The sequence below is a fragment of the Cupriavidus sp. UBA2010 genome, from assembly GCF_002335265.1.
GTDB classification, from domain to species: domain Bacteria; phylum Pseudomonadota; class Gammaproteobacteria; order Burkholderiales; family Burkholderiaceae; genus Cupriavidus; species Cupriavidus metallidurans.
In genome coordinates, this window is sequence record NZ_DDCI01000022.1 from 46,086 (window position 1) to 61,454 (window position 15,369).

Annotated in this window: 16 protein-coding genes; 8 read left to right on the top strand and 8 right to left on the bottom strand. The window is 66.5% G+C overall.

Annotated elements, in window-relative coordinates; translation table 11 throughout:
* Positions 1–135 precede the first annotated feature (135 nt).
* The 3 genes from prmC (at position 136) to B2246_RS17070 (ending at position 2,075) form a co-directional block, all read left to right on the top strand.
* On the top strand, positions 136–999 hold the full coding sequence (gene prmC, locus B2246_RS17060) for a peptide chain release factor N(5)-glutamine methyltransferase (RefSeq protein WP_008650875.1): 864 nt from the start codon (positions 136–138) through the stop codon (positions 997–999).
* Between the two features lie 118 nt (positions 1,000–1,117).
* Entirely contained in the window at positions 1,118–1,429 is a 312-nt protein-coding gene (gene grxD, locus B2246_RS17065; protein ID WP_008650878.1) for a Grx4 family monothiol glutaredoxin, read from the top strand.
* 31 nt (positions 1,430–1,460) lie between these two features.
* On the top strand, positions 1,461–2,075 hold the full coding sequence (locus B2246_RS17070; RefSeq protein ID WP_035881120.1) for a UbiX family flavin prenyltransferase: 615 nt from the start codon (positions 1,461–1,463) through the stop codon (positions 2,073–2,075).
* A 66-nt stretch (positions 2,076–2,141) separates the two neighbouring features.
* Here the strand turns inward: B2246_RS17070 and B2246_RS17075 are convergent, their stop codons facing one another.
* The 3 genes from B2246_RS17075 to B2246_RS17085 form a co-directional block, all read right to left on the bottom strand.
* Positions 2,142–2,348 (bottom strand): hypothetical protein, encoded by a 207-nt coding sequence (locus B2246_RS17075; protein WP_024570337.1) that lies wholly within the window; start codon positions 2,346–2,348, stop codon positions 2,142–2,144.
* A gap of 156 nt (positions 2,349–2,504) precedes the next feature.
* Complete coding sequence (locus B2246_RS17080; protein ID WP_035881119.1) at positions 2,505–4,028, bottom strand: aldehyde dehydrogenase family protein; 1,524 nt, start codon at positions 4,026–4,028, stop codon at positions 2,505–2,507.
* Positions 4,025–5,218, bottom strand: coding sequence for a saccharopine dehydrogenase C-terminal domain-containing protein (locus B2246_RS17085; RefSeq protein WP_035881118.1), 1,194 nt, complete (start codon positions 5,216–5,218; stop codon positions 4,025–4,027). The genes B2246_RS17080 and B2246_RS17085 overlap by 4 nt, the downstream gene beginning before the upstream one ends.
* Before the next feature lie 148 nt (positions 5,219–5,366).
* Here B2246_RS17085 and B2246_RS17090 point away from each other — a divergent pair, with 148 nt between their 5' ends.
* Both B2246_RS17090 and dapB read left to right on the top strand, forming a co-directional pair.
* Positions 5,367–5,816 (top strand): Lrp/AsnC family transcriptional regulator, encoded by a 450-nt coding sequence (locus tag B2246_RS17090; RefSeq protein WP_008643127.1) that lies wholly within the window; start codon positions 5,367–5,369, stop codon positions 5,814–5,816.
* 80 nt (positions 5,817–5,896) lie between these two features.
* On the top strand, positions 5,897–6,706 hold the full coding sequence (gene dapB, locus B2246_RS17095; protein ID WP_008643126.1) for a 4-hydroxy-tetrahydrodipicolinate reductase: 810 nt from the start codon (positions 5,897–5,899) through the stop codon (positions 6,704–6,706).
* Positions 6,707–6,729: 23 nt separating this feature from the next.
* On the opposite strand, the gene B2246_RS17100 is transcribed toward dapB, so the two are convergent.
* The 5 genes from B2246_RS17100 to B2246_RS17120 form a co-directional block, all read right to left on the bottom strand.
* Positions 6,730–7,482 (bottom strand): hypothetical protein, encoded by a 753-nt coding sequence (locus B2246_RS17100; RefSeq protein ID WP_035881117.1) that lies wholly within the window; start codon positions 7,480–7,482, stop codon positions 6,730–6,732.
* A gap of 101 nt (positions 7,483–7,583) precedes the next feature.
* On the bottom strand, positions 7,584–7,913 hold the full coding sequence (locus B2246_RS17105; protein ID WP_008643121.1) for a hypothetical protein: 330 nt from the start codon (positions 7,911–7,913) through the stop codon (positions 7,584–7,586).
* Between the two features lie 170 nt (positions 7,914–8,083).
* Positions 8,084–9,652, bottom strand: a complete 1,569-nt coding sequence (locus B2246_RS17110) for a chloride channel protein (protein WP_035881116.1) — start codon at positions 9,650–9,652, stop codon at positions 8,084–8,086.
* 70 nt (positions 9,653–9,722) lie between these two features.
* Positions 9,723–10,694 carry a Bug family tripartite tricarboxylate transporter substrate binding protein gene (locus B2246_RS17115; RefSeq protein WP_008643111.1) on the bottom strand — a complete coding sequence of 324 codons (972 nt, stop codon included), beginning with the start codon at positions 10,692–10,694 and terminating at the stop codon, positions 9,723–9,725.
* Positions 10,695–10,803: 109 nt separating this feature from the next.
* Positions 10,804–12,312: an acyl-CoA synthetase gene (locus tag B2246_RS17120; RefSeq protein ID WP_008643109.1), complete on the bottom strand. Its 1,509-nt coding sequence runs from the start codon at positions 12,310–12,312 to the stop codon at positions 10,804–10,806.
* Between the two features lie 124 nt (positions 12,313–12,436).
* Between B2246_RS17120 and B2246_RS17125 the strand changes: the two genes are divergently transcribed.
* The 3 genes from B2246_RS17125 (at position 12,437) to B2246_RS17135 (ending at position 15,337) form a co-directional block, all read left to right on the top strand.
* Positions 12,437–13,357, top strand: coding sequence for a LysR family transcriptional regulator (locus B2246_RS17125; RefSeq protein WP_008643108.1), 921 nt, complete (start codon positions 12,437–12,439; stop codon positions 13,355–13,357).
* Positions 13,358–13,470: 113 nt separating this feature from the next.
* Positions 13,471–13,983 (top strand): winged helix-turn-helix transcriptional regulator, encoded by a 513-nt coding sequence (locus B2246_RS17130; RefSeq protein ID WP_035881115.1) that lies wholly within the window; start codon positions 13,471–13,473, stop codon positions 13,981–13,983.
* Entirely contained in the window at positions 13,970–15,337 is a 1,368-nt protein-coding gene (locus tag B2246_RS17135) for an MATE family efflux transporter (protein ID WP_035881114.1), read from the top strand. Before B2246_RS17130 ends, B2246_RS17135 begins: the two co-directional genes overlap by 14 nt.
* Positions 15,338–15,369: the final 32 nt, after the last annotated feature.

The window sequence follows — 15,369 nt, forward strand, 5'->3', positions numbered from 1 at the left end:
GCGGCGGGGCCGGAATCGGCTTACACTAGGCGCTAATCACAAAATGCCGCGCAAAACCCCGTCGGGATGTTCCGACGGGGTTTTTTGCAAACTGGCGTACCGGTTCCCCAGATGGTCGAAGTCAGTAGTAAGCCGATGTCCCCGAATCCTCAGGGCGCGCTGCCGCCCGCCCCCACGCTGCGCGAGGCCCTGACCCTCGCAGCCATCGCCGGCCTGCCGGTGCTGGAGGCCCGCATGCTGCTCTCGCATGTGACTGGATTCACGCGCACGCAGCTGATCACGCGTGACAACGACCACCTGGACGCACCCAAACGTGACGCATTTGCCACGTTGCTGGCCCGCCGGCTCACCGGGGAGCCCATGGCCTATCTGATTGGGGAGCGTGAGTTCTTCGGCCGTACCTTCCGCGTCACGCCCGATGTGCTGATCCCCCGTCCGGATACCGAAGTGGCCGCCGAGGCATCGCTGGCACGCATTGCCGACGTCAAGGCGCCACGCGTGCTGGACATGGGCACGGGCTCGGGCATCCTGGCCGTGACGATCGCCCGCGAGCGCCCCGACGCCGATGTCTGGGCCACCGATATCTCCCGTGGCGCGCTGATGGTGGCGGAAGACAACGCCCGCGCGCTTCAGGCCGACAACATCCGATTCCTGGTTTCCGACTGGTATGAGGATTTGCCGGTCGGATTGTGCTTCAACCTTATCGTCAGCAATCCGCCGTACATCGCTGAGGGTGACCCCCATCTGGTGGAAGGCGACCTGCGGTTCGAGCCGATCGACGCCCTGACCGATCATGAAGACGGCCTGAGCGACCTGGCCACCATCGTGGCGGGCGCCACCGCGCGGCTGCTACCGGGCGGCTGGCTGCTGATGGAACACGGTTACGACCAGGGCGCCGCCATGCGCGCGCAGCTGGCCGAGGCGGGCTTTGTCGAGGTTTTCACCTCGCGCGATCTGGCCGGGCTCGAGCGCTGCAGCGGTGGCCGCCTGCCCGGTTGATTTCCGGCCCGAATACCCCTACCTGAAGGCAAGGCGCGAATCCGGTAAAATCCGGACCGCTCCCCCCATTTCAGCGGTGCCAGCCTGGCGCCGCGCGCAACCAGAACGCATATCAATCATGAGTGACGTACAGCAGAAGATCGACCAGATCGTGAAGGGCAGCCCCGTGGTCCTGTTCATGAAGGGCACCGCGCAATTTCCGATGTGCGGTTTCTCGGGCCGGGCCATCCAGATCCTGAAGGCATGTGGCGTAGACGCCCCGACCACGGTCAACGTGCTCGAAGACGAAGGAATCCGCCAGGGCATCAAGGAATACGCCAACTGGCCGACGATTCCGCAGCTCTACGTGAACGGCGAGTTCATTGGCGGTTCGGACATCATGATGGAGATGTACCAGAACGGCGAACTGCAATCGCTGCTGAAGGCTTGATGGCCTGACGGCCTTCACGCTCCAGCCCATCATGCCTGTGACCAACGGCGGCGCGCCGCAACGGCTGATCATCGCCATCACGGGCGCGACGGGCGCCATCTACGGCGTCCGGCTCCTGCAAGCGCTCCAGGGGGCGGCCGATGTGGAAACGCATCTGCTGATGTCGCCCGCCGGCGTGATGAACCTGCAGCACGAACTCGACATGGGCCGCGCCGAAGTGGAAGCGCTGGCCGATGTGGTTCACAACGTGCGCGACATCGGCGCGACGATCGCCAGCGGATCCTTCCGCGCCAACGCGATGATCGTGGCGCCCTGCTCGATGCGCACCCTCGCGGCAATCGCCCACGGCCTTTCCGACAACCTCATCACGCGCGCGGCGGACGTCACGCTCAAGGAGCGGCGCAAGCTGGTGCTGATGGTGCGGGAAACACCGCTGAATCTGGCGCATCTGCGCAATATGACCGCGGTGACGGAAATGGGCGGAATCGTGTTCCCGCCGGTGCCCGGGTTCTACCAGAAGCCGCAGACAATCGACGAGCTGGTCGACCACACGGTCGGACGAGTACTCGACCTGGTCGATCTGCGCAAGATCGGCGAAAAGCTCGCGCCCGGTTGGGGTGGGCTGAACAGCAGCGCGGAAGATTGAAGCACTGACGCCAGCCAGGCACACCCCTCTCCCAGTGGTGGACGAGGGATGTGCCCACCATTCGCCTTACCAGTGGTAATAGCGACGGCCGTAGTAGCCGTAGTAACCGCCATACGGCCGCACCACCACGGCAGGCGGCCCCACATAGACCGGCGCGGGGGCCACAGCGATCGGCGCCGGCGCCACGGCTGGTCCGTACGGCGTGGGGTACACCGCGCAACCGCCAAGCATGGCTGCGCCAGCCACTGCCAAACCCATCAATATTGTTTTCATTTCCGCGTCCTTGTAGTGATGCTGCTACCTGCAAGAACGTTATACGGGTGGGTCTGGTAATACAGCGTCAAGCTGCTGTAACCCTTGTTACGATTCGCAACGTATTCGCGCATGTATATACGTGCGCTTTACTCACACATCCGCACATATATCCGATCAAACGTCGAAGCGGATACCCTGTGCCAGCGGCAACGCATCGCCATAGTTGATGGTGTTCGTGGCACGCCGCATGTAGCCCTTCCACGCATCCGAGCCTGATTCCCGACCACCGCCGGTCGCCTTTTCGCCGCCAAAGGCGCCGCCGATTTCCGCGCCGCTGGTGCCGATATTGACGTTGGCGATGCCGCAATCGCTGCCCGCCGATGACAGAAACCGCTCGGCTTCCCGCAGCGACTCGGTGAAGATGCACGACGACAGCCCGTGCGACGCTGCATTATTGAGCGCGATGGCCTCGTCCAGCGAGGTGTATGGCATCAGATAGAGAATCGGCGCGAAGGTCTCGGTCAGCATCGTGTCGTGCTGCGCGTCGGTCAGTACCAGCGCGGGCCGCACGTAGCAGGCATGGGGATAGCGGTCCCCAAGCAGTCGCTCCCCGCCGTGCACGACGTTCCCTTGGGCACGGCAACTCGCCAGCGCATTGGCCATCGTATCGCCCGCCGCATGATCGATCAGCGGCCCCACCAACGTGCCGTCTTCCAGCGGATCGCCAACCGGCAGCCGGGCGAACACCTGTTTCAGCCGATTGGCGACGGTCTCGATCAGATCGGCATGGACGAAGGCGCGCCGCAACGTGGTGCAGCGCTGTCCGGCTGTGCCCGCCGCCGCGAACGTCATCGCGCGAATCGTCATTTCAAGATCGGCCGATGGCGTGACGATGGCCGCGTTGTTGCCGCCGAGCTCGAGAATCGCCCGCTTGAAATGCGCGGCACAGGCCAGGCCGACTTCGCGGCCCATGCGCGTCGATCCGGTCGCGCTCATCAAGCGCACGGCCGGATGCTGCACGAGGTGCTCGCCAAGCTGGCGGCCGCCGGTCAGCACGCAGCTGAGTCCGTCGAACTGTGGCGCGTGGCGTTCGAATACGCGATCGAGCAAACCCTGCGCAGCCAGCGCGCAAAGCGGTGTCTTTTCCGACGGCTTCCACACCACGCCGTTGCCGCAGACCAGCGCCAGCGCGGCATTCCACGCCCACACGGCCACCGGAAAATTGAAGGCCGAAATCACGCCGCACAGGCCATATGGATGCCAGGTTTCGCGCATCGCGTGCGCGGGCCGCTCCGAGGCGATCGTCAGTCCGTGCAACTGTCGCGACAGCCCTACCGCGAAGTCGCAGATGTCGATCATCTCCTGCACTTCGCCAAGGCCTTCCTGCAGGATCTTGCCGGACTCCAGCGAGACCAGTCGCCCGAGCGCATCCTTGTTCGCGCGCAGCGCCTCGCCAAAGCGCCGCACCACCTCGCCCCGCGCTGGCGCCGGTGTCAGCGCCCAGGTGGTCTGGGCCGCATGGGCGCGCGCGATCCGCGCGTTGGCCTGCGCGGCATCACACATCGCAAGCTGGCCGAACACCTCGCCGTCGATCGGCGAACGCACGGCCAGCACGCCTGGCGCGGCGCCTTCGGCTGGCGTCCACGGTGGCGGCAGGTCCATGGCCTGCCAGCAGGCTGCGATCTCTTGCGCTTTCATGCGAGCGTCTCCTGTAGCGGATGATGCGAGTAGTGCTGGCCAAAGCGGTTGGCCAGGAACCGGTCAAGCGGCATGGCTTCCTGCGGCACGAACCCGGCCTGCGGCAGCACGCCCGTGGCCACAAGGTCGAGCGCCGTGCAGATGCCCGCCGCCGTGGTCAGCTGGATCGCGTTGACGTGGCCAATCCCGGCAAAGTCCGCCATGCCGCCGATGCGCGCGGAGAACGATGCCTGCGTGAGCGGTCCACGCTTGCCCTCGCCCTTCACGCCGGGCGGATGCCCGGTGGCGCTGGCGAAGACGATCACCACGTCCTGCTCGGTGACCGGAATCGCGTGCTCGAAGATCTCGCGCAGCCACTCGCGCCGTTCGCGCAGCCGCAGGTCGTTCAGCAGCAGTTTCATCTGCGCGCAGTGCCCGGGGTAGCGGATCGACTTGTAGTCGACTTGCCGCGCATGGCCTGCCAGGGTGTCTGGCAAGGTGCCCAGCCCTCCAGATGTATTAAAGGCCTCGTATTCGACGCCGTCCAGTGCGAAGGTCTCATGCCCTTCCAGCGCGGGCAGTTCCACGCGCCGACCGTCGACGATGGCTTCGCACGGGTTGCAGTACTCGTTGATCAGCCCCTCGGTGCTCCACGTCAGGTTGTACTTGAGCGCGTTGCTCGGATAGCGCGGCAGCGCGCCCACGCGCATCCGCAGATCGAGAAGTTCGCCGCCGCCGCGCAGGAAGCGCTGCGCGAGGTCGTGGCCGACCACGCCGATGAAACCCGGCGCGAGCCCACACTGGGGCATCAGCACAGCACGCGCGCTCCGCCCCAGTTCGCGAATCACCCGGGTGGCGGCTACATCCTCGGTCAGGTCGAAGTAGTGCACGCCAAGCCGCGCCGCCACTTTTGCCACGTTGACGGCGGCATGGAACGGCAACGCATTGAGCACCGCATCGGCGCCGGCCAGCAGCGCCGCGCAGGTGCCGGGTTCGGTTGGATCGCCCGCGCGCACGGCGATCTGGCGCGGCATGCCGTCGAGCCGGTGCGCGTCGTGATCGACCAGGCAGACACGGTAGTCGCCCGAGGCGGCCAGCATCGCGGCAATCACACGGCCGATCTTGCCGGCGCCGAGCACCACCACGGATAGCGGCCGTGGTGCCAGGGTCAGGTCGCGCACGGCGGCGGGACCAAGCGTTGAGGGTTGCATGGCGGGCTCCGTCAGAAGGTCATGGAAAGCATTCGTTGTGACTGAAGTATGGGCAGCAACGCGCACGTTTTGTAGCCACAAGATTGACGAAAGCCCGGCATAATCCGACGTATCGACGTTTAATACTGACGAATCGTCAGAGCGAGCCATGGCGGAACTCGACCAGACCGATCGGCACCTGCTGGCGCTGCTGCAGGCCAACGCACGCGAGAGCGCTGCAAACCTGGCGCGCGCGCTCGGTATCGCCCGTACCACCGTGGTAGCGCGTATCGCGCGACTGGAGAAGATCGGCGTGATCGCCGGCTACGGCGTGCGGCTGGGTCGCCAGATGGAAGACAACGCGATCCTGGCGTTCTGCGGGCTCTCCGTGCAGCCCAAGGCATCCCCTGCCGTGGTGCGCGCGTTGCAACGCTTCCCGGAAATCGAGGAACTCAATTCGGTCAGCGGCCCGGTGGACTACATGGCGGTGATCCGCTGCGACTCGCATGCGCGACTCGACAAACTGCTCGATGAAATCGGGATGCTCGATGGCGTCAATCACACGCAGACGTCGATCGTGCTGGCGCGGAAGATCGACCGGCGACGGGCCGCTGGCTAGGCGAAGCAGGTCAACCGGCCCTGCCAAGCGCCCACCGCGCGGCTGCACTATCCTCTACGTACTCAGGAGCGGAGACCAATATGAACAATGACATTCGCGTTGCCGTCGGTGGTGTCACTGGCTGGGCCGGTGGCGAGCTGGCACGCGGCGTGGCACATGCCGCCGACATGACACTGGTGGCAGGCCTGTCGCGCGGCGCGGCGGGACAGGCACTGGCGAAACTGACGGGGCACGCCGACACGCCGGGCATTGCCGTGGCCAGCATCGAGGAACTGAACCAGACGCCTTACGACGTCTATGTCGAATACACCGAGCCGGTCATCGGCAAGCACAACATCCTGCAGGCGCTGGCGCGCGGCGCGCACGTCGTGGTGGGCACCTCGGGGCTGACGGACGACGACTACGTGGAAATCGACGCCGCCGCGCGCAAGGCTGATCGTGGCGTGCTGGCTTGCGGCAATTTCGCGATCACGGTGGTGCTGCTGCAGAAGTTTGCCGAAATGGCCGCGCGCCATCTGGAGCACTGGGAAATCATCGACTACGCCAAGGCTGGCAAGGTCGACGTGCCGTCTGGCACGGTCCGCGAACTCGCATTCCGGCTCGGTCAGGTCAAGGCCGCCGCGCAGGTGGTGCCGATCGACGAGCTCAACGGCCCGAAGGAAACGCGCGGCGCGACGATGTCAGGCACGCAGGTGCACGCGGTGCGGCTGCCCGGCTACCAGCTCGGTGTAGAGGTGATCTTCGGCGCCGATGGCCAGCGCCTGCACCTGAAGCACGAAGCCGGCGACGGCTCGAAGCCGTACGTGTCCGGCGCGCTGCTCGCGATCCGCAAGGTCCACACCGTGCGCGGCGTGGTCCGCGGACTCGACAAGGTGATGGAAGGGCTCTGACGAGCCCGACGACTCAGGGCGCCTTACCAGCTGCCGGGGTTCACCGGTTTGACGGGCGCCTTCTTCTCCGCCTTCTCCTTCTCAGCCTTCTCGGCTTTCTCGGTCCCCTTGCCGGACTTCGCCGCCGCGTCTGACGCCGGCGGCGCGAGCGACTTGGCCACCGCGGCATCGCGATTGGCCATCAGCGCGCGCGCCTGCGGCAGCAGCAGTTCGATCGTGCCTTCGGACGGGTCCTCTGGAATCGCGTACAGCTCGACCGTCAGCGGGCGATGCATCCAGCCCGCGTGAATGGTCTTCACCGCATTGCCGGCCTTGTCCTTCATGTCGACCATTTCCTTGCGGAACGGCTTGCCGTAGCGCGCGGAGAGCGACTGCTCGGCGGCATCCTGCGACTTGATGCCATCCGTCGGCACCATCACGCCCACCAGCGCATTGCCGTCGACGAACGCCAGCAGGTGCGGGCCATCCATGAAAACCGGACGCTTGTCGCGCGGCACGCCAATCTGGCGCATCGTGCCGTCGCCGCGCAGCTCGACGCATAGCGCTGTCACGTCCTTGCCATCCGGCGTGCGGTGGTCGGCACAATCGGCCAGCGCGGGCAGCGGGTTGCCGATCTCGAGCGTGCCGAGGATCTGGGCCAGCGCGTCAGTCCCGGTGGCGGCCGGCGCGGCAGCTACGGCAGGCGTGGCGGGTTTCGCAGGTGTTGCGGGTGCGGCATGGGCGACGGACGTCGCCAGCAGGCTGGCGAGCGCCAGTCCGGCAAGAGGCAATCTCAAAACTCACTCCTGAAAACGGCTCCGCGTTGGAGTCGGCCCCGCGCCGAGGGTTCAAACCCGTCCACCGGAGTGACGTCTGGTCGACAGATTGGCCGAGGCGGCTAGCGGAGCATGTGCTTCACGGCGTTGAAGCATACCAGCGCGAGGCCGATCAGCACCGCCCACAGGATCAGGCGCGGTATCGGGCTCGGTGGAAGCTGGCGCGACGGGGTACGCTGCATGACGGGCATGCGCATACGGGAGTTGGTCTGCAATCCGCGCGTGTGCCAGATGGTGGTGTCCGCGCCAAGGTCCGCCGCCTGGGGCGTTTCGCGCCGAGGCTGGCTGCCCGGCGCCCTGGCTTGCGTGCTGGTATTGGTGCTGGTACTGGTCGAAGCCTTGCTGGTGGAACTACTGGTCGAACGCGTGCCGACCGGTCGTTGCGTGGCCATCCCCTGCTCCCCGATTGCATCGATTGCCGACGTATCAGTGTGCCGCCGGTACACACGCGTGGCCGCCGGTCTGCAGCCCCCGGTCCACGCGCGGCACATGTTAAGACAAAGTGGCCGCGTCCGCCACCGCGCCTTTCCTCTGGCAGCGGCGGCAACCACGCGTCACGCCTTCACGTGGACGCAGACGCTGACTTCCGGCCGATCGACATTGCCTCGCGGCGGAAGGCGTGGCCCATGTGGTGATAGAACGGATGCGGATTGAACTGACGCGACAGGAACGACGCCAGCAGCGACGCCGCGAGCAGGTAGATCGTCAGATCCTGCGTGCGGGTCATCTCCATCACGATCACGCTGGCCGTGATCGGCGCCTGCGTGGCGGCGGCCAGGAATGCGGCCATCGACACCAGCGCCAGCACGCGCGGCTCGGTCGCGCCCGAGAGGAAATGGGACACGGTATCGCCGATGCCCGCGCCGATGGCCAGCGAGGGGGTGAAGATGCCGCCCGGGATGCCCGCGAAATACGACACCACGGTGGCAACGAACTTCGCCAGCCCGAACCAGATCGTGCTGTGCGGCGTGCCGTTGATCAGGCCGGATGCCTGCTCATAGCCCGTGCCGAACGTCGCGCCCGCGGTTGCCCAGCCGAGCGCGGCCACGACGAGGCCGCAGAAGAACGCCACCATGACCGGATGCGCGTTCAGCCAGCCGCGCCACGATGTCGGTGTCAGGCCCGGCACCCCTGCGATCAGCAGCTTGGCGAACAGCCCGCCCATCACGCCGTTGACCACGGCGCAGAGCAGCACTGGTCCCCAGGCGTCGTGCAGCACCAGCATCGGCACCTTGACGCTGAAGTACGGATTGTTGCCGAGCACTGCCAGTGACAGGAAGCCTGCCGTCAGCACGCCGGATAGCACCAGCCTGTCCCAACGCACCGACGTGCCACGGCCCAGTTCCTCGATCGCGAACACCACCCCGGCGAGCGGCGTGTTGAAGGCCGCGGCAAGACCGCCGGCCGCACCGGCAGCGATCAGCGCGTTCGGATGAAAGCCGATGCGAAACTGGAGCTTCTCATGACACAAGCGGCCCCACGCCAGCATGGCTGCGGCGCCGACCTGGACCGATGGCCCTTCACGGCCCACCGAGGCACCGGCCAGCAATGCGCCGGTCGTCAGCAACACCTTCCACATGGATTGCCGGAACGAGACCAGCACGGTCTGCGCAACGCCCGCCGGCGGCAGCGTCACGGCGGCGATCACCTGCGGAATGCCACTGCCGCGCGCCTGCGGCGCCAGTCGAATGGTCAGCCAGCGCAATGCGGCCAGCCCGAACGGCAGGATCACGAACGCCAGCCATGGGGTGGCCGTCGTCAGCTTCGCGTTCCAGTTCAGCGCCACTTCGGCGATATATGCAAAGACGATCGAGAACAACGCCACGAAGCCCGCGCCGCACATGAACGCACCATAGCGAATGGTGGTGCGCGAGATTCGGCCAAACTGGCGCGTCTTGCGGAATGCGGTGCTGCGCGCGTGGAAGCGCAGCTTGCTCAGTCGATCGGGGCGGTCCGGGTGTGGCGTGGATTGGGAATCTGGGGGCTTGCCGGCACCAGAAGGTGGTGTGCCTTTGGCGGGATCGGAGGGACCGGAAGAGTTGGACGAATCAGGCGGCTCGGCGGAATCGGTCATGGCGTCGATGCGTGAGCGTTGGCAGCGGGGGATGATGACAGAGGCTGCCGGAGGCATCCAGCGCCTCCGGCAGCCCTCAACTATACGCCCGTCGCTCCCGCTGTCGCGCCAGCCTTCGGCCTAAATCTCAATCCAGCGTGATGTGGTTGGCACGAATCACCTTGCCCCAGTTGTCGCGATCGGCGGTCACATAGCGGTCGATCTCGGCCTGCGTGCGCGGCGGCTGCACCACGAACCCGAGCGCGTTGAACGTGTTGCGGAACTGCGTCTCCGTCAGCACGTGCGATGCTGCGGCTTGCAGCTTTGCGACGGCATCGGGCGGTGTATGCGCCGGCACCGCCAGACCGAACCATGTGGCGGCGCGGAAGTTCGGGTAGCCGCTCTCGGCGACGGTCGGCACGTTGGGCAGCACGTCGAGCCTCGAGCTTCCGGTCACGGCCAGCGCCTTGAGCTTGCCAGCCTTGATATGCGGCAGCGACGTGCTGACCACGTCGACCATAAGCTGGACGTTGTTACCCAGCAGCGCGGACAGCGCCGGCGCCGAGCCGTTGTACGGCACGTGCGTCATCTCGATGCCGAGTTCGGTCTTCAACATCTCGGTGGCGAGCTGCAGCGAATTGCCGAGCCCCACCGACGAATAATTGAGCTTGCCATTGGCAGCCTTGGCGTAAGCCGCGAACTCCTTAATGTTGTTGGACGGTACCTGGTTATTGACGACCACCACGAGTGGCGCTTCCACACCGACCGTGATGATCTTGAATTCCTGCGGCTCGTAGCCGGGCTTCTTGTAGAGCATCGGATTCAGCACCATGCTCGCGCTGGTGACCAGCAGCACCGTGTAGCCGTCCGGCTGCGCACGCGCCACGCTCTGCGTTCCGATCATCGTGTTCGCGCCGGGGCGGTTCTCCACGAGCACGGGCTGCTTCAGTTCCCGCGATACGCCTTCGGCAATCCCGCGGCCGAACTGGTCGGTCGAGCCGCCGGGCGCGTAGGGCACCACGAGCTTGATGGGCCGATCCGGCCATGCGGCGGACGCGGATGACAGGGTCGTGGCAAGGCCGAGCGCTGCCGCGGCCAGGATGGCGGTTCTGCGATGCATGTTGTCTCCTGCTGCTTTGTGTTTTATGTGTGTTGTCTCCCCGCCCCCGCAAAGCGGGAAAGCGGAGTCTGTCAGTGGCCGACGCCGACGCCGGCGCGGCCGGCTTCCGTCAAACCCTCCGCTGCCGCCCTGCCCAGTGCTGGTCGCGCAGCCGACGCTTTGCCAGCTTGCCCGTCTCGTCGCGCGGCAACTGCGCGACGATTTCGATCGTGCGCGGCACCTTGAAGCCGGACAGCCGGCCTCGCATCCAGTCGATCACGGCCGCCGGATCGAGCGTCGCGCCGGCCGTCGGCTGAATCACGCCGTGGAGCCGCTCGCCATACTCGTCGTCCGGCACGCCAAACACCACGCAATCGGCCACGCCGGGATAGCGCACGAGTTCATGCTCGATCTCGGCCGGATAGATGTTCACGCCACCCGAGATGACCATGTCCGACGCGCGGTCGCAGATGAACAGGTAGCCATCCGCATCGAGGTACCCCATGTCGCCAAGCGTGACGCGTCCGTCCACATCGATCGTCCGTCGTGCGGCATCGTTGTTCAGGTAGGTGAAATCGGGATAGGCGGGCTGGCGGACGTACACGAGCCCGACTTCGCCAGGCGCGCAGGGTCGTCCGGATTCGTCGATGATGCGCACGCTGGCCGCATCGACCGGACGCCCCGCCGTGCCCGGACGCGCGGCCGCGTCCTCGGGCGTGGCCACGGTGACCATGCCTGCCTCGCTCGACGCATAGGTTTCGTGGATTACCGGGCCGAACCAGTCGAGCATGGCGCGCTTGACCTCCGGCGCGCACGGCGAGCCCGTGGACGCGACAAAGCGGATCGACGACAGGTCGTAACGCGCGCGCACCTCGGGCGGCAGCTTGAGCAGGCGCACGTACATGATCGGCACGAGGTAGAGCACGTCGATGCGATGCTTCTCGACCAGCGCCAGCACCTGCTCCGCGTCGAAGCGCGGCGTCAGTACCAGGCGCTCGGCCATCTGCAACGCGTTCTGGATAAAGACACCGGGCGCGCTGTGATAGAGCGGCGCGGACATCAGCGCACGGCACCCGGGCACGATCCCGATGGCCTTGGCCACCACCGATCGCATGCGCGCGGTCTGGTCCTCGAGTTCGCCCAGCGGCACCGCGCTGCGCAGCACGCCCTTGGGACGGCCGGTGGTGCCCGACGTATAGGCCAGATGTCCACGCGGCGCAACGCGTGGGCCGTCGTACGGCGATTGCGTGGCGAGCCAGGGTTCGTAGGCGATGGTGCCGGTAGCGGTGGCATCGGCGTCGCTGCCGTTCACGGTCAGCACGGTCATGCCTGCGGGAATCACTTCGCGCATCGACGGGAACAGATCGGCCTCGATGATCAGCACGCGGGCGCTGCTGTCCTCCAGCAGGAAGCGGGCTTCCTCCGGCGTGAAATGCCAGTTGATCGGGCAGTAGTAGACGCCAGCCGTCCGGCACGCGAAGACGACGTCGGCAAACACCGGGTCATTGCGCAGCATCACGGCCACCACCGCGCCCTCCTCGAGCCCCAGCCGCCGCAGGCCACCCGCCAGCCGGTTACCGCGGTCGAGCACTTCGGTGCCGGTGCGGTGCAACGATTCGAACCAGAGGTCTGCGGCCATGCGGGGTCTCCTGTCTGCGCATTTTGTTGATCGAACACTGTAGCGGCGCCCACTGGCATCGACAATGCCTCCATCTGGAATCACAATGTTGCGTCAAATTTGACAATGCTCAATCAGGCGCTTTATGGATCTCCATCTCGTCCAGGCTTTCGTCGACATCGTGGAAGCCGGCAATCTGGCCGAAGCCGGCCGGCGGCGCGGTGTCACGCGCTCGCAGATCAGCCGCCAGCTTGGTCAATTGGAAGAACAGGCCGGCGCGATGCTGCTGCGGCGGACCACGCGCCGGCTAGAGATGACCGACGCAGGACAATCGCTCTACGAGCACGGCTTGCGCATCCTGCAGGAAGTGGCGGCCGCGCAGGCCGAGATCGACAGCCTGGGCAAGACGCTGCGCGGTCACGTGCGCGTGAGCGTGCCCACCGGCCTGGGCGATGCGTTCATCGCCCCGTTGCTGCTGCAGTTCGCCGAGAAACACCCGGGCATCTCGCTGCGCGTGTTCTTTGCCAACCGTGTGACCGACCTGATCGCGGCGGAAATCGACGTAGCGCTCAAGGTAACGTCCGAACCGCCGCTCGATACCGTGGCGCGCGACGTGTGTCCGATCCACTGGCAACTCTGCGCCTCGCCCGCCTATCTGGCCGGCATTGCGCCGATCCAGCAGCCCGCCGATCTGGCCGCCTGCCGCTTCCTCTGCCCGCCCTACACGTCCAGACGCTTCCTGCTGACTTTGGGCCGCGATACCTGCGACGGCCCGGAACGCGAGGATGTCGACATCACGCCGTACCTGCAGTCCGAACACTTTCCCTTCCTGATGAATGCCGTGCGCCAGGGGCACGGCATCAGCCTTCTGCCGCTCTACATGACCTGGGAAGATGTGCGGCGCGGCACGCTGGTACCCGTGCTGCCCGACTGGAAGCCCAAGGGGCTGGGCAACCGGCTCTACATCTTCACCACCGCGAATCCGCATCTGTCGATGGCCACGCGGGCGCTGATCGGCTTCCTGCGCGAGACGGTGGCGGAGCTGGAGGTGTTCAAGGAGCGCTGAAGGCTCCACATCGCGCGCCATCGTCGATTTGCACTCGCTCTGCAAACTTTCAATTCGCAAGCTATGATTCATGCCAAAGCTTGCAAGCTGAAAGTAAAAGAGCGAGGAGACACATGGTACCGACCGATTTTTCCACCATGCCCTGCCCGATCGCGCGGTCGATGGCGATGCTGGGCGAGCGGTGGGCGATTCTGCTGATGCGCGAGGCCTACTACGGCAGTTCGCGTTTCGATGAGTTCGAGAAGAACCTGGGCATTGCCCCGAACATACTTAGCGCCCGACTCAAGACGATGGTCGAGCACGGGCTGCTCGACAAGGTGCCGGCCCCGGGCGGCGGCGCGCGCCACGTCTACGTGCTCACCGAGATGGGCCGCGACTTCTTTCCCGTATTCGTTACGCTGAAGGACTGGGCGGACCGGTGGCTGGCCGATCCGAAGGGTCCGCTCACCGTGCTCGAGGACAAGCGCGAGGGCAAGGAGATCATCGCCGGCAAGCTGACGCGCGACGATGGCAGCGCGATCACCGTGGACGACCTGCGCGTGAAACCCGGCCCAGGCGCCGGACGGTATCTGCGTGCGCGTTTTGGCGAACCAACCACGGAGGCGGCCGATCATGCGAAAGTCTGATGCGCTTGCGCTCGATGGTTCGGCAGCCCTTGCCGAGCCGGTGCCCGCCACCGAGATCGCGCGCGGCATTGCCGTGCTGGCCGCGCCGACCAGTCTGGTGGCATTCCTGCAGGCCGGCGCGCAACTGATCGAAACCTGGCTGGCCGCGCGGCAAGGTACGGCATCGCTGGCCGGATGGGCGGTGGTGCTGCCATTCGCGCTGCTGCTGCAACAGATGTCGACGGGGGCAATGGGCGGTGGCGTGGTATCGGCCATCGCGCGCGCGCTCGGTGGCGGCAAGCGCGAGGAGGCATCGTCGCTGGTGCTCCACGCGCTGATCATCGCGGTGACGGCCGGGCTGATTTTCGCAATCGTGCTGGCAGGCTTTCCACGCGGCGTGTTCGGCGCAGTGGCCGGCGCGACGGCGGCCGAAGCCGCGGCGAGCTACGCGATCTGGCTGTTCGGCGCCGGTGCGGTACCCGCGTGGCTGGCCAATACGCTGGCATCGGTGCTGCGCGGTGGCGGACGCCACGCGCTGGCGGCGCGTGTGCTGGGCGGCATGTGGGTGGTGTTTCCGGTGCTGTCCTGGTGGCTGGCGGAGCGCGTCGGCATGGGCCTGGCAGGCATCGGCGCGGCCCTGGCGGCCGTGTCATGGGGGGCGGCGCTGGTGATGGCCTATGTGGTGTTCCGTGGCGGCGCGGGCTTCGTGCCGTCGCTGCGCATCCGCCCGTCGAAGGCGCTGTTCTACCGGATTCTCTCCATCGGCCTGGTGGCCTGCGCTCTCGCATCGGTCGCCAACCTGACCACGATTCTCGTCACGGCCCAGTTGCGGCACTACGGCACCACGACCGTAGCCGCGTATGGCATCTCCGCCCGGCTTGAATTCCTGATGATCCCGCTCGCGTTCGGCGTGGGCTCCGCGTTGACAGCCCTGGTGGGCCGCGCCGTGGGCGCCGGTGACTGGCATACCGCGCGCCGCACCGCCTGGGTTGGCGCGTTGCTCGCCTTGCTGATTGCCGGGACGGTAGGCGCGGCGGTCGGGCTGGCGCCAAACCAGTTTGCCGGACTGTTCACCCAGGACCCCGATGTCGGCGCGATTGCCGCGCGCGCGCTGTCGTGGGTCGGCCCGGCGTTCGGCGGCTTCGGCCTGGGGATGGCGCTCTACTTCGCGTCGATGGGTGCGGGCCGTATGCGCTGGCCGATCGCCGCGGGCCTGTGCCGTATCGCCCTGGCGGCGGGCGGTGGCTGGCTGCTGGCCAACGTCGCCGGGATGGGGCTTGACGGACACTTCCTCGGCGTGGCGCTCGGCATCACGTCATACGGGCTCGTCACGGCCATCGGCGTGCGCAAGGGGGAATGGTCGCCGCGCCACTGACGGCCAGCGGCTAGCCGCTGACCGCGGCCTCC